This is a genomic window from Paenibacillus sp. FSL R5-0887 (genome assembly GCF_038002305.1).
Lineage (GTDB): Bacteria > Bacillota > Bacilli > Paenibacillales > Paenibacillaceae > Paenibacillus_AQ > Paenibacillus_AQ odorifer.
In genome coordinates this window covers 3,929,847-3,949,483 of the sequence record NZ_JBBOCE010000001.1, presented here as the reverse complement: position 1 = coordinate 3,949,483, position 19,637 = coordinate 3,929,847, and the positions used below count along the sequence as shown (strand labels likewise).

At 39.8% G+C, this 19,637-nt stretch carries 19 protein-coding genes; 17 read left to right on the top strand and 2 right to left on the bottom strand.

Going from position 1 to position 19,637, the window contains the following annotated elements; translation table 11 throughout:
* Positions 1–13: 13 nt before the first annotated feature.
* Both MKY14_RS17540 and MKY14_RS17535 read right to left on the bottom strand, forming a co-directional pair.
* The gene (locus tag MKY14_RS17540; protein WP_076280288.1) at positions 14–1,051 is read right to left on the bottom strand and encodes a sensor histidine kinase; all 1,038 of its coding nucleotides are present in this window, start codon (positions 1,049–1,051) and stop codon (positions 14–16) included.
* Positions 1,048–1,731: a response regulator transcription factor gene (locus MKY14_RS17535; protein ID WP_076130304.1), complete on the bottom strand. Its 684-nt coding sequence runs from the start codon at positions 1,729–1,731 to the stop codon at positions 1,048–1,050. Before MKY14_RS17535 ends, MKY14_RS17540 begins: the two co-directional genes overlap by 4 nt.
* A 342-nt stretch (positions 1,732–2,073) precedes the next feature.
* Between MKY14_RS17535 and MKY14_RS17530 the strand changes: the two genes are divergently transcribed.
* The 17 genes from MKY14_RS17530 to MKY14_RS17450 all read left to right on the top strand — a co-directional run bounded on the left by MKY14_RS17530 (position 2,074) and on the right by MKY14_RS17450 (position 19,498).
* Complete coding sequence (locus tag MKY14_RS17530; protein WP_076220400.1) at positions 2,074–3,318, top strand: radical SAM/SPASM domain-containing protein; 1,245 nt, start codon at positions 2,074–2,076, stop codon at positions 3,316–3,318.
* An 18-nt stretch (positions 3,319–3,336) separates the two neighbouring features.
* On the top strand, positions 3,337–4,377 hold the full coding sequence (locus MKY14_RS17525) for a radical SAM/SPASM domain-containing protein (RefSeq protein WP_339248807.1): 1,041 nt from the start codon (positions 3,337–3,339) through the stop codon (positions 4,375–4,377).
* A gap of 61 nt (positions 4,378–4,438) precedes the next feature.
* Positions 4,439–4,612 carry a hypothetical protein gene (locus MKY14_RS17520; RefSeq protein WP_175620029.1) on the top strand — a complete coding sequence of 58 codons (174 nt, stop codon included), beginning with the start codon at positions 4,439–4,441 and terminating at the stop codon, positions 4,610–4,612.
* 42 nt (positions 4,613–4,654) lie between these two features.
* Positions 4,655–4,834, top strand: a complete 180-nt coding sequence (locus tag MKY14_RS17515) for a hypothetical protein (protein ID WP_076220402.1) — start codon at positions 4,655–4,657, stop codon at positions 4,832–4,834.
* A gap of 113 nt (positions 4,835–4,947) precedes the next feature.
* Positions 4,948–5,985 carry a S8 family serine peptidase gene (locus MKY14_RS17510; protein WP_340976979.1) on the top strand — a complete coding sequence of 346 codons (1,038 nt, stop codon included), beginning with the start codon at positions 4,948–4,950 and terminating at the stop codon, positions 5,983–5,985.
* Entirely contained in the window at positions 5,945–7,642 is a 1,698-nt protein-coding gene (locus MKY14_RS17505; RefSeq protein WP_217696564.1) for an ABC transporter ATP-binding protein, read from the top strand. The genes MKY14_RS17510 and MKY14_RS17505 overlap by 41 nt, the downstream gene beginning before the upstream one ends.
* Before the next feature lie 73 nt (positions 7,643–7,715).
* A complete protein-coding gene (locus tag MKY14_RS17500) occupies positions 7,716–8,381 on the top strand; it encodes an ABC transporter ATP-binding protein (protein ID WP_076130305.1) in 666 nt (221 codons plus the stop codon).
* A gap of 11 nt (positions 8,382–8,392) precedes the next feature.
* Positions 8,393–10,894 carry an ABC transporter permease gene (locus MKY14_RS17495; protein WP_340976978.1) on the top strand — a complete coding sequence of 834 codons (2,502 nt, stop codon included), beginning with the start codon at positions 8,393–8,395 and terminating at the stop codon, positions 10,892–10,894.
* A gap of 22 nt (positions 10,895–10,916) precedes the next feature.
* The gene (locus MKY14_RS17490) at positions 10,917–13,430 is read left to right on the top strand and encodes an ABC transporter permease (RefSeq protein ID WP_340976977.1); all 2,514 of its coding nucleotides are present in this window, start codon (positions 10,917–10,919) and stop codon (positions 13,428–13,430) included.
* Between the two features lie 270 nt (positions 13,431–13,700).
* Positions 13,701–14,006, top strand: coding sequence for a LiaF transmembrane domain-containing protein (locus MKY14_RS17485; protein WP_076130307.1), 306 nt, complete (start codon positions 13,701–13,703; stop codon positions 14,004–14,006).
* Between the two features lie 44 nt (positions 14,007–14,050).
* Entirely contained in the window at positions 14,051–14,728 is a 678-nt protein-coding gene (locus MKY14_RS17480; protein ID WP_036685541.1) for a PspA/IM30 family protein, read from the top strand.
* Between the two features lie 4 nt (positions 14,729–14,732).
* Positions 14,733–15,200, top strand: coding sequence for a PspC domain-containing protein (locus MKY14_RS17475; RefSeq protein ID WP_076184838.1), 468 nt, complete (start codon positions 14,733–14,735; stop codon positions 15,198–15,200).
* 3 nt (positions 15,201–15,203) lie between these two features.
* The gene (locus tag MKY14_RS17470) at positions 15,204–15,908 is read left to right on the top strand and encodes a PspA/IM30 family protein (RefSeq protein ID WP_036685540.1); all 705 of its coding nucleotides are present in this window, start codon (positions 15,204–15,206) and stop codon (positions 15,906–15,908) included.
* Positions 15,909–16,105: 197 nt separating this feature from the next.
* Complete coding sequence (gene liaF, locus MKY14_RS17465; RefSeq protein WP_036685537.1) at positions 16,106–16,753, top strand: cell wall-active antibiotics response protein LiaF; 648 nt, start codon at positions 16,106–16,108, stop codon at positions 16,751–16,753.
* A gap of 31 nt (positions 16,754–16,784) precedes the next feature.
* Positions 16,785–17,819, top strand: a complete 1,035-nt coding sequence (locus MKY14_RS17460) for a sensor histidine kinase (RefSeq protein WP_076130326.1) — start codon at positions 16,785–16,787, stop codon at positions 17,817–17,819.
* 18 nt (positions 17,820–17,837) lie between these two features.
* Positions 17,838–18,491, top strand: coding sequence for a response regulator (locus MKY14_RS17455; protein ID WP_036685532.1), 654 nt, complete (start codon positions 17,838–17,840; stop codon positions 18,489–18,491).
* Positions 18,492–18,682: 191 nt separating this feature from the next.
* Positions 18,683–19,498, top strand: coding sequence for a YwmB family TATA-box binding protein (locus MKY14_RS17450; protein WP_076184820.1), 816 nt, complete (start codon positions 18,683–18,685; stop codon positions 19,496–19,498).
* The last annotated feature ends 139 nt before the right edge of the window (positions 19,499–19,637 follow it).

Genomic DNA, 19,637 nt, shown 5'->3' with positions numbered 1-19,637 from the left:
GACACATTCTATTTCAGCGCTGGGGCAGGTAAACAGAGAAGGTTGTACCTTTTCCAGTTTCAGAAATGACGTTGATATGGCCGCCTTGCGCCGTGATAATCTCTCTGGACAAAAACAACCCGATGCCGACCCCCTCGAATTCACGCGCTTGCTTTCCTCGGTAAAACCGCTTAAAGATGTGAGGGATTTCTTCGCTGGGGATTCCAAGTCCAGTATCGGTAAGGTGGAGACAGGTGAACATCTCGTTGCTTTCAGCAAGAACGGAAATTTGTCCGTTATGTGGTGTGTACTTCACAGCATTCTCGAGCAGGTTGAATAGTGCTTCACTTGTCCATTTGACATCGTGGCAGGCTAAGATGTGTATCCCGCAGTCAATATTGATCGTAATTTGTTTGTTTTCCGCTTGTGCATAAATCTGGGATAAAGCCTGCGTCAGAGTTTGTATGAGCGGTTTCGCCTCAATCTGCTGTAGGGAGATCATTCCTGTTTCCAAACGTGATAATTTGATTAGAGACTGGATCAGCCAATCCAACTTATCTGACTGCGCTTTAATGTGCTGTATGTAGTGCCGGACATTCTCATTTAGTCCGGGCATCTCTTCGAGCAACTGACTGAATACCATGATATTAGAGAGGGGGGTCTTGGTTTGATGGGAGATATCCGAGATCAGCTCTTTTATTTTGTTTTTCTCTGTTTGAATATTTCGTTCATTCGCCTTAGCCATCCCTATATACCGCTTTAGTTTATGTTCCATCGAAGACAGAGCGGTTTCTTCATAGTTAGTGAGTGGCGGCAGGTCATGTATAGCCCGTTCAATCGCAGTATCCAAGGTCTGTATATAGATTGCGATCTGGCGGTTCCATAACCAGACCCATACGGCTCCTGTAGCTAATATACAGATGATAAATAGAGAAGTCAGTTGGAGCAGAGTGGGGTCGAACCCGTACAGAAACATTATACTGCCGATAAAACAGGCCACTAGTATAAGGATGATCAGTAAAAAGAGCCTATGAATTTGCTTGAAATTAGCAGGTGGGCTATTGGTTTTCATGGTTTTTGCCCTTCAGTCCACATGTATCCAAGTCCGTAAATGGTCTTGATATATTTGGGTGCTGCCGGGTCATCCTCAAGTTTAGCACGCAGCCGTTTGATGGCTACTGTCAATGCGTTTTCATCCACAAATTCGGCATCCTTGCTCCAGATCTTGTCTATCAGCTGTTCTCGGGTCAAAATATTGCCCGTATTCGTCACCAGCAGCCGCAGCAGTTTTTGCTCAGTTTTGCTCAGCTGGAGCGATTGTTTATTTTTGCTGTACTCCAGTTTCTCAAAATCGAGTTCTAAGGGACCCAATGTTATTTTTCCAGTCCCTAGTGATTCCGTTCTTCTGAGCACTGCCATTACTCTGGCGCGAAGCACCATTAGGCTGAATGGTTTAGTGATATAGTCATCGCCCCCCAATGCAAAACCGGTGATAATGTCGGACTCCATATCATTGGCGGTTAGGAAAATAATGGGTACGCGTGAGGTCTTGCGAAGTTGCTCGCAATAGTCCAGCCCACTTCCGTCTGGCAGATTGATGTCCAGAATGATGAGATCAATAGGGTTAACTGCGAAAATATGCTCCGCCGCGGCAATATCGTAGGCTTGATGGATCATGACATTGTTTTGAGAAAGAGTGAGAGCGATCCCTTTATTTAAACTACGGTCGTCCTCAACGATCAGTATGTTCATAGTAATTCTCCTTTGTTTCTTATTTGATCATTATACATTCTCGGGATTTATTCGAAAGCGAGATTTTTATTTAGTAGACAGTTGAAAGTGGACTTTTCTTTATAATCTTTAAAAATGTTTTATTGTATATTAAATGTAATTTTCTAGAACAAATAGTTAGTATAGTCCTCAAAAAAAACATTGTAAACGAATTTTTTTATATAAAATAGTAAATTTTTGGAATAACATGGAATATAGAAGGGCACCAAAAAATCTCTATTTTAATAATGCAATTAAAATTTACAACGAAACTGAAGAAAAAAATGAATATTTCAAGAGATCTATGTAGAGGAGAGAAGGACTTTGGAACAAAAAGATGTAATAAGCTTTTCCCCCAATACAAAGTTTTTATTTAATAATGATCTAGCTATTGTTTTTAATAGACTTAATCGGAAGTGGGTTAAGATTCCAAGAGTCTGTCAAGAAACTCTGAATGAGTGTGATCAACGCAAATATAGTTTTGGGGAATTAATGGACGCAATGGCGGATGATGAGGATCGTGAGTATATGTCCGAAGTAGTTCAGTCTCTAAGCAGAATAGAAGTGTTTGACTCTCAAACGCCAAAGACAAGACTGCATGATGTCAGCTTTGCTATTTCAAATCGATGTAATCTCCACTGCAAGCATTGTATGGTCAATGTTGATAGCTGTGCTACAAATGAGAAATTTACAACGAAAGAGATAATCTCTGCTCTGGACAAAATAATTGCTGCTAACCCCGAGGCGATAACGATAACAGGTGGAGAAGCGCTGGTTCGAACAGATTTTAAAGAAATCATTACTTACTTAAGAGTTAACTTTGATGGTCATATTTCTCTAATGACTAATGGGACATTAATAAACGAAAATAACGTCAAATATATTATAAATTCGATTAATAGTATAGATATTAGTTTGGATGGAGTGGACGAAGAAACCTGTTCAGTGGTCAGAGGTAAAGGGGTTTTTAAAAGAGCAGTGTCAGCCATTCATTTATTACAAGAAAATGGATTTCATAAAATAACAACTTCTATGATATTAAGCGCTACCAACCAAAATTATGTTGATGAATTTTTTGAGCTTAATAAAAGGTTGGGTTGTAAAGGGATCCTACGAGCGTTAAGTTTTGTTGGACAAGCAGAGCAGAATAAAGAGTTGCTTACAACCACAGTCTCTAAAAAGACCAGTGTGGATATATCGTTGAAAGATAAATGGGAAAAAGAAGATCAGAAATTCTATACATGTTCCTGTGCAGCAGGGTGTAAAACACTCACGATTGAGAGTGATGGCGGAATATATCCATGCAATTTGTTCATAGAACCCGAACATAAACTTGGGGATATCATGGACATAGCATCGTTGGAAGAGTGTTTAGTCTTAAGTGACAAACAGTTTTTAAGTGACAGCTTGCAACAATATGAACCGGAACAAATGGAAAAATGTAAAACTTGTAACGTTAACTACTTCTGTTGGAGTTGTATACACGAGATTGTAGATTTGAAGTCTCCAGATGATTTTGAACAACGTTGTATGGGAATGAAGAGTTTTTTAGAGTCAGTATGGGCGTAAAGATGAAATTATGAGGAGCTGATCCCAATCAATGTAACTATTTTTTTTACAAGAGACTGTAATCTGCAATGTAGTTATTGTTATGAAGGAGAAAAATTTTCAAAAGAAATTACTGGAGAAATAATTAATGAGATACCAGGCTTTTTACTAGAACACATGAGGAAGATAAATGATCAGAAAATAAATATTGTGACACACGGAGGAGAACCCTTGTTGGTTTTTCCAAAAATAAAATCATTTATAAATAAAACCAAAAAAACAATACCAAAAGCAAAGTTTTCGATTACAACCAATGGAACAATTATAAATGATGAAATTTTAGAACTTTTATCTAATGAATACGAAAATGTCTCAATCAGTATTGATGGTACCAAGGAGGCACACGACCAAAATCGAGTTTATAAAAATTACTCCGGTTCATTTGATTTAGTTAAAAAGAATGCATCGCGTTTGCTAGAACGAAGACCAGATGCAGTAGCCAGAATGACTGTGACCAGCTCAAATGTATCACAGCTAAATCAGGGTGTTATTGAGTTAATTCGGTTGGGATTTCAAAATATAATGCCAGTACCGGATGAAAATGATAGGGAATGGGATGAACAATCACTTGAAGTACTTTTGGAACAGTGCAAGCTTATTACATCTTATTTGCACAATAACCAAGAAATAAGCACAACACTTGATGTTGGATTTATAAATGATGCGCCTAACAAAACCAAAAATTCAGTTTGTGATGGTGGAATTGGCTCATTGACTATAGATACAGATGGGAAACTTTATCCTTGTATTATTGCAAACGGGGTAGAAGAGTTTTGTATTGGAAACATTTTTGAAGGAATAGATGAAGAAAAATTAGTAGAAATTCATTCCGAGGATAATCGAGTCATAGCAGAGTGTGATGGTTGTGAACGATATCACTATTGTACAACCACCAGATGCAAAATTATTAATCGGATAAAAACAGGTGATTTTAATAAAGCATCTGGAACAAGGTGTTGTCTAGAGCACATTTTTATTGAATCGGCAATTTATACTGAAGAACTAGTCAAAATTATTTAATTGCGTTAGTAGAATAAATCCCACCCCATTAAAAAAAAAATTAGAAAGGAGGACTGAGCGTATGAAGGTCACTAAAATCACAAGAAAAACCACCCTTTCTTCCAATGTAGAAGCTCAAGGATGTAAAGATGACTGCAAAGTTAAAGTATGGGCTGGAAAAAAAGAAGCCGATGGTAGCGCAGCGGGTTGTTGGTCCACTTATCAATATACTCCACGTTGGAATCCACTTGGCTAAGCTTAAATAAAATTTTAAAAAAACGAGAGGAGAAATAATCGAATGTTAAATGTGCAAAAAATTAAAAATCCAATAACAATCAACCAATCTAATGTTCAGGGACAAGGATGTGATGATGATTGTACTGAACATAATAAATTCGTTGGTAAATCTAATGGGAACACAAAGGGTTGTGTAAAATATGACACGATATATACACCTAAAAATAATTGGTTTGCATAATATATAACTTTCTGTAAACTGTGGGATTTATTTTATTATATAAAACCACTGCCGGGTTTCGTTACTTGGAACTCAGTAGTGGTTTAAAAATATTGTTTTAACAGGAGCACATTATGGAGCCCATAGTAGTGATTATTGATTCTGGTATAAGGGCCACGCTCATTGGTGAGCGATTAATAGACTCAATTTCATTTCAAAAAGAAGAGCAGGAAGTGGATCGTTCAGGGCATGGGACTGCATGCGCTATAGTAATCAAGTCTATATGTCCAGACTCAAAATTCATTTCAATCTCTATTTTGGATGCCGAAGGCTTTACTAGTTCACAAATATTAAGAGAAGCACTGGAATATTGCCTTACTATAGACTGCCATATCATAAACTTAAGTCTATCTTTACTGGATGAGGATAACTATGAAATAAAAGAAATATGCGATGAATTGCTAAAACAAAATAAAGTTGTAGTTTCCGCTGTAAGAAATCGATATAAGTTAAGCGAACCAGCCATTTTCGATTCAGTTTTAGGGGTAAGAGGAAGTCTTTTTCCTTCACCAAATGAATTTTGGTTCAATTCACATAAAACAATACAACTAATAACAGATATGACCCCTGTTTTTACTAACCCGGAACTCGGAAAGTATTTTGTGTTCTCAGGCAATAGCAAGGCAACAGCTGTGGGGTCCGGTTTAGTTGCTAGAACAATCATGTTAGAAAATTATGCAGTTATAAAAGATATTTATCGAAATTTATCTAATAAATGTATAAAGAGTCAGTGGATAGAACGTGAATTGCAAGCAGCGATATCTTCACATCGTTATAAAAGAAGAAATGCTAAATTTGCAGAAAGCAACGTCGTTTATGCAAAAATCGAACAATTGATTAGACAAGTCTCTACAACTGCGGGTGAGAACATAATAGATGAAACTCTGAAAGCTAATGACAGTCTTTTTGAAATGGGGATTATGGTACCTGAAACTGTCGTCCCGTTAATACAGGCATTGGAAGAGGAATTTAGGGTAAGACTTGATTTGAAAAATATAACCCCTTTTATGCTGGAGACAATCAGTTGTATTAGTGACACACTGAGAGGTGTTAAAAATAAGACAGACAAAAATGATATTACAAATATGGAAATACACAAAGGGATCACGTAAATTTTATTTTCCAATCGGGCTATGTCTTTTATTTAGCACCATAGAATCTCTTCTAACACCGTATCTTATTTCACAAATTATTGATCAATCTATATCCAACAAAGATCTGTCGTCTTTATTGGAGTATATATCTATTATTCTAGTTGTCAGTATTATTGGGTATATTAGCATGATTGTTTCGCAGAATTTAACTGTAAAGCTAGAAAGGGAAATCACCTTAAAAATAAGAGAAGAATGCCTGGATTGTATTTGTAAGCAGTCTGGAGAATTTTATACCTATGCAGATAGTAGCGATTTGCTTACTCTAGTTCTTCAGGATGTCGAGAGTATAGCAGATATTTTAGCGAGACAGTTACTAACAATGGCATATAACTTCATAAAGATCATCGGTGTGTTATTTCTCATCTTCAAATTACAAAATAACATGTCGATCGTCATGATTGGCCTTATTCTGCTGATGATTTTTCTACAAATATCGTCAAACAAAAAAATAGAAAAAGCTACCTTAGATAGTAGGCATTCGATTATAAAGTTGCAAAGTTCCTTGCAGGAATTAATTATGAATTTGATGAATTTTGTCCAAAACGGACTGATAATATTTCAAAATAAAAAGATTAAAAGAAATGAAGATGATTTCACAAGAGCTAAAATCAATACAACTTTAGCAATGGCTAAATATAATTCACTTATGAATTTTATTAGCTCGATTATTACAGTCACAATCGTTGGATGGGGAGGATTTAATGTCATCACACAACTGATGACGATTGGGGATCTTTTTAGTTTTCAGGTATATACTCAAAGATTGATTTCTCCGGTCATGAGTATGTTAAATATTAGTGCTGATCTGGCATCAAGTTATGTATCGTGGGATAGACTGAACACTCTTCTAACTCGAGAATCGACCATTAAAGATAGCGGGAAATTAAGTTGTGAAATTAATGGACAAATACAGTTCTCAGATGTGAGCTTTGGCTACAATCAAACAGAAATATTATCCAAGGCTTCATTCACCGTTAACGAGGGAACCATTCACGCTATCGTTGGGCCAAGCGGAGCAGGAAAAACTACTATTATCCAACTCATATTTCGTCTTTGGGAGCCCCTTGCCGGAACAATAACATTAGATGGGCGAAGGATTTCTGAATATACATTAGATTGTCTAAGAAGACAGATTAGTATTGTCAGTCAGAATATTTTTCTTCTTAACGATACTATCTATAATAATATCGTTTTAAACAAAGAGAGTGTCACTGATCAAGAAGTCGAAAGAGCATTAAAAGGAGCGAACATATACGATCTGGTGCATGGCTTAAAGGATGGATGGCATACAGTTATAGGAGAGAATGGAATCCGTTTATCCGGTGGGGAAAAGCAACGTTTAGCTATCGCGCGAGCCATTTTTAAAGATGCACCTATCATGGTTTTCGATGAAGCTACTTCAATGCTGGATAACAATACAGAGCATGAAATAACAGACCAGATTCTATCACTATTTAAGGGAAAGACAATTATTATCATAGCTCACCGCTTATCTACAATTCGAGGTGCAGATATAATTTCTGTTTTGAAAGAAGGTCAAATTATAGAGAGAGGAACACATCATCAATTAATGCAGGAAGAGGAATTTTACTATCGTTTGTATACCACATCATAAAAGACAGTAGGGCATATGGGGAATAATCACATTTATTATCATCAGATATTCTAAAGAAATAGAGGGGTTGTGCATGAGTATATTAAAAGCTAACGACTTGAGAAAGTATTACGGTAGTGAACCAAACCCTGTCAAAGCGTTGGATGGCATAACAATGAGTGTGGAGCAAGGTGAATTTGTGGCTATCGTTGGGACTTCCGGCAGCGGTAAGTCTACGCTACTGCATATGCTCGGGGGCCTTGATAATCCTACCTCTGGCACCGTAGAAGTGAATGGGAAAGAACTGTCAAAGATGAACAGTGATCAGCTTACGATTTTTAGACGTAAAAATATCGGGTTCATTTTTCAAAATTATAATCTAATGCCGATACTTAATGTCTACGAGAATATCGTTCTGCCGATTGAACTTGATGGAAACAAGGTGGATAAGGAGTATGTGAACATCATTGTAAGGATGTTAGGACTGAAGGAGAAGCTGAATAATTTACCCAACAATTTGTCTGGGGGCCAACAACAGCGTGTAGCAATTGCAAGGGCTTTAGCGATGAAGCCCGCTATTATCCTTGCCGATGAGCCCACTGGAAATTTGGATAGTCAAACAAGTGAAGAGGTAATCAAGCTGCTGGAAATGACTAGTCACCAACTAAATCAAACAATCATTATGATTACACATAACAACGAAATTTCCTTGCGTGCTGATCGGATTCTCCGTATGGAGGATGGGAAAATCGTGGATTAGAGAGGGAAAAAATGTATAGAAATCATTCTTCATCCGTCATCCGAAAATTATTTCAGAGATACTATAAGGCAAACAAAACCAGAAATATTATATTGGCATGCGCCATCATTCTTACGACCATTCTGATTACAGCAGCTTGCAGCACATTTTACAGTTACTTGAAATTATCTAAACATCAAGAAATGAAAGAAACCGGGACAAGTGCTAATGTTATTTTGAGTCGTCCAACACAGAATCAATTAGATTTATTAAGTAAATTTGATATTTTAAAGCCTGAAATGAATATTCAAACCAAAATGGGATCACTTGTCAATAATAAGGGACAGGCTGGGATTGATATACAGATGATCAGTTCTACAAATTGGGAGGAATATAGCGGATCACTTGTAGATAATATGCAGGGTACCTATCCTGCTAAAGGCAATGAAATCATGATGTCAACATGGCTGTTGAATAGGTTGGGATACTCAAAGCCGCAGACTGGAATGGAGGTTTCATTGTCTGTTGCTATCAGTGATATTTCAAAAAACGGCGACGCAGAGGTTCAGAGCCTTCCCTTTACTCTGTCTGGATTCTATGAGGACACGGCAAATATCAATTCTGAAAACAATCGAATTGTCTTTTTTTCAGAAACATTTTTAAGAGAACATCCGCAGGAAGTGCCGAATCTTGTAGGGTTATTATTTAAAGATACCAGACATTATCACGATAAAATCGAGCAGATTCGAGCCTCCATTGATTTGGATGGAAATCAGCAGTTGATTCCTTCATATGACGGTAAATTGAATATGAATGTCAAGGATTCACTGGTTGCAGTAATAATGGTTTTGTTTTTTATGTTTGATGGATACCTTATTATTTTCAACGTTGCGTATATCTCTATTACTCGAGACGTACGATTTTATGGGCTGCTGAAAATGCTGGGAATGACTAGTGCGCAAATCAAGCGAATTGTCTATTACAGTGTTGCTAAAGTAGCCTTTTTTGCCCTGCCTGTGGGGATGCTGTTGGGATGGGGGCTTTCATTTTACGTAGTGCCGCTTGCCTTATCTTCGTATGAGGGTTTCTCATCCATAGATAGGCAAGTCAACTTATGGGTGTTGCTCTTGGCCCTATTTTTCTCAGCGTTAACTCTATTTTTAAGCTATAGAGCACCTGCAAAGAAGGCAGGGAGAATTTCTCCGATTGAAGCGTCGAAACATACTGATACACAATCCGGAAAACAAAAATCAAGAGGTAGACATGGCGCGAAAATACCGTATATGTCGTTAAAAAATATACTCCGTAGTAAAAAAAGATTGCTTTTTGTTGTGTTAACGCTCTTCTTAGGCAGCACTGCACTTGTGGTGCTTTCCACATTTCTAAAATCCTTCAGTGCGGAGGAATACATCAATGCAGAGGTTAAATACGACATTGCTATGTATAACCAAATGACCAGAGCCAGTTTTAATCCAACAGAGGAGCAGCACTTTACTCCTGAGTTGTTGTCGCAAATTTCCGCAGTAAACGGGATCCGTGAACTCGAACGAACGACGGTAGTATCTATTTTCCAGCATTATTCAGATAGTACTCATGGTGAGTGGCTGCGAAATTACAATGAATTTCGTGCAGGTGTGAATGAGGAACTCAGAGATAAAAAACATTATGAGGAAGATCCTAAAACTAACTTTTGGGGTTTATTGATCGGCATTGATGATAAAAAACTGGAGGAGTATAACCGTACTGCTAAGAACCCGATTAATTTAAGCGACTTTTCCAAAGGGAAGATAGCATTGGTAACTGATATTAATGGGAATGGCATTCCAATAGGTGTACAGATACCCTTTACGGTAATTGACAACAACAAGAGCTATAAGGTGAAAATTGGCGGTCAAATGACGTTTGAACGTGATGCTATGAATAGTGGTGCTGCTCCATGGCTAATTGTGTCAAATAATGTTATCAACAAATATCATTCTGATGCTGTGATTTACTCTATTAAGATTAATGCGCAAAAAGGAAAAGAACAGGATGTGTTGAATGAGGTCAAACTCCTTACAAGCGGAGACAGCAGCATTTCACGCACCTCAAAAATTGAACAGGCAAAAGCGTTTGCTGACTTAAAGCAGTCTTTTTCCAATCTTTCTATTGTTATCATTATCATTTTAAGCAGCATCGGTGTTTTGAATTTTATTAACACTATATTAGTAAGCATTGTATCCAGAAAACAGGAGTTTGCTGTTCTAGCATCTATTGGCGCGACGAAGAAGCAGATTAAATGGCTGATCACCTTTGAAGGAATCTGGTTTGCTCTAATTGCCTTTGTTCTTACATTAATAGTGGGTAGTGGCATTAGTTATCTGGTCTTTAATATATTGCATGAATATATAGGCTATGGAGTGTTTAGATATCCGGTTACCTCTTTAATCATATATTCGGGGGTTGTCTTGTTGATCTGTTCTATAATTCCTGGTTTGTTGTACAAATCTATTTCCCGTTCAAGTGTTATTGAACAGCTAAGACAAGCGGAATAATAATGCAAGGGAGGTGGGAACTTTGAAACACAATAGTGGAAAAACTATGAAAAAATTGGCAAAGCGCTCTCTTAAATCTAGCAAAAATTATTTTGCTATTCTGGCAATAGCCTTGGCTGCGATTATGTTCACCAGTGTATTTACTATTGCAGGGAGTTTGTTAGAGTCAATGAAAGACAACAAGATGAGAATCGCGGGGAGCAATGCTCATGGTGGATTTCATCAAATGTCTATGCCTGAGTATAAAAGAGTCTCTTCAGATTTAATGATTAAGGACATCTCCTATTCGGTTCTTATCGGTGATGCACAGGGGGCTGCCTTTTCTAAGTTACCTACAGAAGTGAGGTATGGTGAGGAAAAGTATGCAAAATGGGCGTATAGCTTACCACAGCTTGGAAACATGCCACAGCAAAAGAAAGACATAAGTGTAAGCACCTTGGTATTGGATGCGCTGGGTCTTCCCCATACATTAGGTCAATCTATTTCGTTAACCTTCAAAACAGATGAAAAAACAATAACAGATACCTTTACCGTTTGTGGAATTTGGGATGGAAATCCGCTCTCTTGGCGTCAAAATATTTGGCTTTCTCGTGAATATGCAGATTTAATAGCTCCTGTGGCAACTGAACCATGGAACAACCGTCCCAATGTGTACTCAGGCTATATCAACAGTCAATTTTGGTTTTCGAATACGTGGGATATTGAAACGAAATCTGAACAACTTGCCAGCAGAAGTGATTTTGATGGTCAAATAACTGTTAACGCTTCTTATGATATTCTAGGATCTGAACCTCAAAATATACTTCTAGGTTTCCTTGTAATCACAGTGATTTTCTTAGCTGGATATTTGTTAATCTACAATATATTCTATATTTCAATTGCACAAGAAATTAAATCTTATGGTTTATTAAAAGTCATTGGGACAACTTCAAAACAAATCAAAAGAATGGTTCGTTATAAGGCAATATATCTTGCTTGTATCGGTATTCCTTTTGGACTAGTGATAGGTTGGACGATCGGTCGTTTTCTTGTTCCGGCTATTATCGATATTTTTGGTGAAGATATGCGCGTCGTAACAAGTGTACACCCGCTTATTTTTGCTATTGCCGCTATATCCAGCCTCTGCACAGTGTTATTAAGTTGCTTAGGGCCAGCAAAGGTTGCATCAAGGGTTTCTCCAATAGAAGCTCTAAGTTATGTTGAAGGAAAACAGGCGGGAGAACTAAGAAGAAAAAAGAAAAAAGCTCAACCAATAACATCCGTTCGTCTAGCAATGGCTAATTTAAAGAGGAACCCCCGAAAAGTGATCATCGTCACGCTTTCTTTTACACTTAGTTTGGTTATTCTTAATAGTACTTATGGTCTTGTGCATTCTTTTGATTTTAATAAGTTCATTGAGTTTCAGTCTGTTTCGGACTTTACGGTTGCTGATACTTCGATCATAAATAATTCGCCTCCATTTGATACTTCCGGTGTAAGCAATGAGTTCATAAAACAAGTAGAGTCATTGGACGGGCTTGAAAATAGCGGTAATGTTTATGTACTCCCTTTAACACAAAATTTAAGTGATCAGGCAATGTCTGCGCTGAAAAGAGAAGTCGGCTTGATGAATGAAAAGGACCAAGAGGAATTTCTGAGTTCTCAGGAAATGGTGAAACGGAGATCAATAGTGAATACATTTGGTTTCAGTGAGTGGCCGGCACAGATGATTCAAGTAAAGGAAGGAGCTTTGGATCAAAAACGCTGGGAGAACGGAGAGGGAATCTATGTTACTAACTGTAAGAAATTCCTAGATGGTACAAGCAGCATTTATCATCCGGGAGATAAAGTTAAAGTGAGTTTTGGAAACGAAAAGGAAAAGGAATATGAAGTGCTTGCCATTGTTGATTTTCCGGGAGCTATTCACTCAGTGGCATATTATGATATAGGATTAGAGTATTTGTTGCCTTCGGATGAACTGCTTGCCCATGCAGATTCTATGCTGCCAATGTATACAATCTTTAACGTAGATGATGAACATTTAACTCAGACAGAAAAATGGCTGGAGGACTATTGCTTACATACGGATACCGGATTGGATTTCTATTCGAAGAATACTTCTAGAGAAACCTTTCGTAGTTTAATCTTTATGTATGAGGTGGTAGGAGGTGCATTTTGTATTCTGCTAGGTGTTATTGGGATTCTGAATTTCATAAATTCCATGCAAACTTCTATTTTAACCAGAAAACGAGAAATTGCCATGCTGCAATCAATAGCCATGACGGATAAGCAGGTAAAAGAAATGCTTATCTTTGAGGGGGTCGGGTATGCCTTCCTAGGGCTGATGTTTTCGATTGTGCTAGGAAGCTTGGCAAATACTACCCTAGTACCCGCAATGGGAGCAGAACTTGATTATTTTACTTGGACTTTTACATTAACCCCTATTTTACTTAGTATAATCCCCTTTATGCTGGTCTCTATTGTAGTACCCGTTTTGTGTTACCACAGCATATCTAAGAAGACTATTATTGAAAGATTACGGAGCGAGGTTTTTTGATAAAGAGCCACATAGTTAACCCTAAAGGAAAGTTCAAAAGGGCATCACCTATATAGGGTGGTGTCCTTTTAATTTTTGATGGGTAGCATTCCCATTTATATGTGCAAAGGTTGGTTATGAGCTACAACTAGCCCAACAGTGGTCTGTAGTCGTACAGCTACCTCGACTAAGGTCCAGTACGAAAAACCGTCGTTGGTCTGTTTTGAAAGTCTGCGATTTACCCTAGAATAAGGCTATAAGGTTAAGGACAACGAAAGGCGGTGAGAAAAAATGCAAAGAAGACAAGGAAACGGATTAGCGGTTGTACTGATTGTGATTGGTGCGGTTATGCTGCTCGGCATTGCGCTTCCTCTGATCCACGGAATGTTCAGATTACTTTTCCCGGTATTGCTGGTTGTTCTCGGGTACTACGGGATTAAGAGCGGACGCAAGATTATTGGTTGGGTACTGATGTTCATTGGTGTGATGTCCCTGATCGCGAAGCTTTCCTGGATCATTGGACCACTTCTAGGAGTGGCGTTGATCGTCTGGGGCGTATCAGCATTAAAGGGCAGAAGTAACAAGGGTACTTATTAAGAAGCAATGTACTTAAACAAGAAGCAGGGAGGGAGCAGGAGATCATGAGTGTTTTTCGTCGCATGAGGGATATTACTGTAGCTAATCTAAACGAACGTCTGGAGCAAAGCCAAGATCCCGTGAAACTAATTGATCAATTTCTACATTCAACCCGTGAGGAAATCAGTGAAGCTGAAAGGCTGTACCAGCAATATGCTTCCCACACGAAGCAATTGCAGCAGCAAGTGAACCAAGCAACTGCCATGAGAAACAAACGTGAAGAGCAGGCGTTGTTGGCACTTAAAGCAGGCGAGGATCATCTCGCGAAGCTGGCTTTACAAGAAAAGATCATTCACGAGGAAAAACTGGAGCAATATAGCGGGCTGCTAGAACAGAGCAAGCAATCCTTGTTTGAACTTGAAGCTCAGCTGAATGAGCTGAAAATAGAGTATCAAACGGTGTACAGCAAACGTCAGTATTATTCGGCACGAATGGAGTCGCTGCGATTGCAGCAACGGATGAATCAAAGAGCCAGTGCTTATGGCAATGGTGGTGATGTTCCCAAAATGTTCGGACGTCTGGAAGATCAGATGTCGGATTGGGAATTAGAAGCAAAGAGCTTGCGTGATTTGCGGCGCATGGGACAGGAATATGCGGTGCAAGCGGGTGAGACCGTAGCGACCGTACTCGAAAGAGAAATGGCTCGCCTAAAGGAGAAACTGAACAATGGTGGAAAGGAGTAGCGCTATGAGTCGATTGTATCGTTCAACAAGAGATAAAGTGATGACGGGTCTTGCAGGTGGATTATCTGAGACACTCGGTATTGATTCCACGTTATTCCGGATTCTATTACTGGTCAGCATTCCGTTTACAGGTGGTGCGGTGATTCCGGTATACTTCATTGCAGCAATGGTCATTCCTAAGGAACCGACGCATTATAATCCATTTGGACCAGGGCCTGGGGCACCGGGTGGCCCATTCGGCGGACCCTACTCAGGCAGACCGGAACATGGACACGGACCACAAGCTACTGGCGGATATGGACCTTATGGACGCCAGCCAAATTACAATCCTAATTTTGAGAAGAACAACGCTTATTCCGCACCGGACTCCGGTTTGGATGCGATGATGAAGGATATTGAGAAGAAGGCTTTGCAAAAAGAAGTAGAAGAACTCAAACAAAAACTGTCTAAATATGAGAAAGGGGAATTGTAAATCATGGGAGTATTTCAAAGAATTAAAGATATGACAAAAGCGTCGGTAAATGACTTGTTGGATAAGGTAGAGGACCCAATCGTAATGCTTAACCAATATCTGCGCGATATGGAGGCTGAAATTCACGAAGCAGAAGTAACAGTTGCTAAACAAATGGCTAACGAACGCCGTATGAAGCAACGTGTGGAAGAAGCAGCAAAAATGTCTGCACAACGTGGATCACAAGCTGAACTGGCACTGAAAAATGGCCAAGAAGAAGTAACTCGCAAGCTGTTGGAAGAAAAAATCTACTTTGACCAAAAGCAAGTGGAGTACAGTGATCTTCACGCACAAGCTGAAGTACACGCTAAGGAATTAGTGCAACAACTGCATGACATGAAGGATGAGTTCTACAAGCTGCGCAACAAACGTAACGAGCTTGTATCCCGTGCTCAAATGGCTAAAGCTAAAAAACAAATGTCGCAAATCAGCAGCGTACATTCCATTGAAAGTGGCAGTGCATCACTCGGATTCCACCGGATGGAAGAGAAAATTATGCAGCTTGAGGCTGAAGCAGATGTAATGCGTGCACCTTACAGCCCATCCGCTGCTTATAGCAAACCCGTTGATGTTGAGAAGCAACTGAAAGTGGATGAGCAATTGGCACTACTGAAAAACAAGCTGAATGATACACCCGCGGCTCCTTCTCTAAACAAAAAAGAACAATAAATCCTGTTCCTAAAACTTGGACGGATATGATATGCTGGACAAGAAGAAGCCATACGGTATGGATCTCCATACCGATATGGCTTTTATAGCGGCTAGCTATAATATTTAACGGTGATAATATTCCTCATCATAGTGACGGATATCTAACCGATAGTATAAAATGAGTTTTGCTTCGCAAAACTTTTAGGAGGTGCGAAATGGATAAACGAAACCGTTTGATTGCCATCGGACTGATTGCTGTTGGCTGCATGATGATTTTTGGTAGATGGCTCGGCTTTTTCTCCATTGTCGCGCTTCTGTTCCTGCTGCTGGGAGTCTACCGTACGACATCAGGCAAAGTAAAGCAGGGCTATAAACTGCTCGGGATAGGTGCTGTATTGCTTTTGCTGGACCATTTGGTGCTCGTGCTGGGGATTTGTTTAATCTCACTTGGGATGTTTTTTACCAAATCCAAAAGAGTACAGCGTAAGGAAGGGTTTATGCAGAAGCAGAACTTTTCATCCAGATTTGACTGGGACCGCTCACCTTGGGTGATGCACAGCCTTAGCTCTTGGCATGTACTGGGTGAGGCCGATGTGGATCTTTCATTAGCTATGGCGGATCATAAGGAAACGGTCATGCTGTTTCAAGGGATTTTTGGCGATATGGACATTAACCTGTCCGATGATTACGGCGTGGAAATTGAAGCTTTTGTGCTCTTTGGGTCCATTGAATTCGGCAACCAGCGAGATACAGGGATGTTGAACCGTCTGAATTGGAAATCAGCTAATTATGACAGCAGTGAATACAAAGTGAAATTTAGTGTTTCTTATTTAATGGGAGATCTAGATGTACGATTATCCTGAAAAGCTTGATAGAGAAGGGAGAGTCCCCCGCATGGAAAAAAAGAACAAAAACATGATATCACGTAGCATGGGTGAGGGGGCTCTGTTCTCTTTGGTCATGCTGCTTGTGATAATGTATGTCATGTATACATATGGCTATTTGAAGCCTTTTGAAAGCTGGAAGTTTGGCGTGCGGACAGCCGTCACCCTAATTCTTCTGCCAATGGGCTTTGGGATTGGTTATGGCTTTTATCAGAGCTTTCGTGTGAAGCGGCAGTTGGAACGTCTTAGGCAGACCCTCGTATTATGGGAAAAGGGAAATTTGACGCTGTCCATGCCGGATCTAGGTGATGATGAGCTGGGAAGGCTCGGAGAACAGCTTGGCCGGATTAGCGGCAAATGGGAGAATCAAGTGACGACGCTGCAGCGGTTATCCACGAATAACGCGAAGCTTGCGGAGCAGGCGCGGGTATCTGCTATTATGGAGGAACGGCAGCGGCTTGCGCGTGAACTGCACGACGCTGTTTCCCAGCAGCTATTTGCAATCTCCATGACTGCCACGGCGGTAGGCCGGACATTGGAGAAGGATTTCGATAAAGCCCAGCGGCAAATTGCGCTTATAGAAGAAATGTCTGCCGTAGCCCAATCGGAGATGAGGGCATTGCTGCTGCATTTGAGACCTGTTTATTTGGAAGGAAAGGGCCTCGAACAAGGTCTGCAGGAATTGATCAAGGAGCTTAAGATCAAGGTTCCAATCGAAATTGTATTTGAAATGGACCCTGATGTGCAGCTGTTAAAAGGGGTAGAGAATCACTTGTTCCGTATCGTCCAAGAGGCGATTTCTAATACACTTCGTCATGCGAAAGCAGAAAAAATGGAAATCCGGCTGCATAGACGGGGAGATACAGTTCGCTTGACGTTGCGTGATGATGGGATCGGCTTTGAGATGGACGACACCAAACAAGCTTCCTATGGTTTGTCGAACATGCAGGAGCGGATTAATGAAATCGGAGGCTCCATTCAGTTCATTACCGCTCCGGGTAAAGGGATGCGTATTGAGATTACCGTTCCGTTAGTCAATGAATAATAGGAGGAAAGAGTAACCATGGAGATGGAGGAAGCGATTAAAGTACTACTCGTAGATGATCATGAAATGGTACGGATCGGACTAGCAGCTGTTTTAGGTACCGAGGATGGAATTGAGGTCGTAGGTGAAGCTGGAAGTGGAGAAGAAGGTATTCGGCTGGCTCAGGAGTACAATCCCGATGTGGTCTTAATGGATCTCGTAATGGATGGGATGGATGGCATAGAAACGACTAAACAGCTGATGAAGCAGTACCCAGAGATCAAAGTTATTGTTCTTACAAGCTATTTGGACGATGAAAAGATGTATCCTGTTATTGAAGCGGGTGCTTTTAGTTACCTGCTGAAGACTTCGCGGGCCAGTGAAGTGGCGGATGCGATCCGCGCTGCGGCAAGAGGACAGTCCGTGCTTGAGTCACAGGTGGCCTCTAAAATGATGAACCGTTTTAGAAACAATGCAAAAGGAGAATCACCTGCTTATAAAGAGCTTACGGAGCGCGAGATGGAAGTATTACGTCTGTTGGCGCAAGGTAAATCCAATCAGGATATTGCCGATCAACTAATTATTGGAATCAAAACTGTGAAATTTCATGTGACGAATATTCTCGCGAAGCTGGGCGTAGAAGACCGGACCCAAGCAGCAATTTATGCATATAAAAATGGACTAGCTGAATAACAACAAAGGACTGAAGCCTCTGCTTCAGTCCTTTTTATTGTACAAGAAAGTAGTTTTGGGGCCTCCGCAAAGTATCTGAGTACGCATTGAAGCAAATCCCTCTCTTTGTGGGAATATTTCAGGTATAGAATCTCCTAATTCGAACATACTGTCTAGTAGATTGCTAGAGAGGTTCGAAGGGAGAATGACATATGCGGAAGATGAAGCTGAACAACGGAACAAAAAAAGGGACTTTTTTTATAATGATAATCGTGTGCTGCGCTGCGGCTCTGCTAGTTAATCTGCAAAGTGTTAAAGCGAATTCACCCGTTCTTGATGAGGGCGATAACCAAGCTTCAACAGGAGCCGAACTGAATCATGCTCTTGTGAGTTTAATAGATCTCGGAAAAGAAACAACCGTTTCTGATTCACCGCTGCGTTTAGTGTTAAAGTGGCAGGGAGAAAGCAGCAGTTACGCGGATCTGTCTGCCGAAGTTGCTGAGTTAAGCACAAGTCTCGGATTGAATGTACCGTCAGGTACTGAGGAAGATGGACATATGACTTATCGTACAGAAGCTGTAAAACCATATGAATCGCGGCTCTCCTTATTTTGGAGTGAGCTTAGTGCAGGAAACAGTTATGTGATTGTAACGTTAGATACGGCTGATCTGCAAAATGAAGCTGGCTTTCAAGCGGCTGCTCGTGAAGTAAGTATGATTCTTGAACAGAATAAAATTAAGGCGGAATGGAATGTATCCCTTCAAGGAAGCGCGCAAGAACAGGGAGCACCTGAAAAAGTTCTAGCACAGACGGAGTCATTAATGGATGAACAGTTTGAAGCTGTGACCGGAGGAGAAAGCTACAAGGATATCTCAACGGTTAGCCGTACGTATTCGATTCCTAATTTGAATCGCTCTGTGATGAGTGGAAATCAGTTAGTTTCTGCCCAAATCGCAGTGCATCATGAAGATCAGAAGGGGACAAACCGCGTAACTATAGGCTTTCCTTTAATAACCATCGAATATTGACATTTTTCTCTTATATAAGCGCAGATATAGTTAATAATAAGAAATATTAATTGAAATTTGCGAAATCCCGAGAGTATTTGTCAGGAATGTGATAGCATCCTTTTTAGGAATATGCTAAAATGACATAACGTCGTTATTC

Coding starts and splice junctions, on each gene's coding strand:
- MKY14_RS17535 (WP_076130304.1), bottom strand. CDS start 1,731: ATGAACATACTGATCGTTGAGGACGACCGTAGTTTAAATAAAGGGATC.
- MKY14_RS17495 (WP_340976978.1), top strand. CDS start 8,393: ATGTATAGAAATCATTCTTCATCCGTCATCCGAAAATTATTTCAGAGA.
- liaF (WP_036685537.1), top strand. CDS start 16,106: ATGGATAAACGAAACCGTTTGATTGCCATCGGACTGATTGCTGTTGGC.
- MKY14_RS17510 (WP_340976979.1), top strand. CDS start 4,948: ATGGAGCCCATAGTAGTGATTATTGATTCTGGTATAAGGGCCACGCTC.
- MKY14_RS17450 (WP_076184820.1), top strand. CDS start 18,683: ATGCGGAAGATGAAGCTGAACAACGGAACAAAAAAAGGGACTTTTTTT.
- MKY14_RS17515 (WP_076220402.1), top strand. CDS start 4,655: ATGTTAAATGTGCAAAAAATTAAAAATCCAATAACAATCAACCAATCT.
- MKY14_RS17475 (WP_076184838.1), top strand. CDS start 14,733: ATGAGTCGATTGTATCGTTCAACAAGAGATAAAGTGATGACGGGTCTT.
- MKY14_RS17470 (WP_036685540.1), top strand. CDS start 15,204: ATGGGAGTATTTCAAAGAATTAAAGATATGACAAAAGCGTCGGTAAAT.
- MKY14_RS17480 (WP_036685541.1), top strand. CDS start 14,051: ATGAGTGTTTTTCGTCGCATGAGGGATATTACTGTAGCTAATCTAAAC.
- MKY14_RS17455 (WP_036685532.1), top strand. CDS start 17,838: ATGGAGATGGAGGAAGCGATTAAAGTACTACTCGTAGATGATCATGAA.
- MKY14_RS17460 (WP_076130326.1), top strand. CDS start 16,785: ATGGAAAAAAAGAACAAAAACATGATATCACGTAGCATGGGTGAGGGG.
- MKY14_RS17485 (WP_076130307.1), top strand. CDS start 13,701: ATGCAAAGAAGACAAGGAAACGGATTAGCGGTTGTACTGATTGTGATT.
- MKY14_RS17500 (WP_076130305.1), top strand. CDS start 7,716: ATGAGTATATTAAAAGCTAACGACTTGAGAAAGTATTACGGTAGTGAA.
- MKY14_RS17540 (WP_076280288.1), bottom strand. CDS start 1,051: ATGAAAACCAATAGCCCACCTGCTAATTTCAAGCAAATTCATAGGCTC.
- MKY14_RS17520 (WP_175620029.1), top strand. CDS start 4,439: ATGAAGGTCACTAAAATCACAAGAAAAACCACCCTTTCTTCCAATGTA.
- MKY14_RS17505 (WP_217696564.1), top strand. CDS start 5,945: ATGATATTACAAATATGGAAATACACAAAGGGATCACGTAAATTTTAT.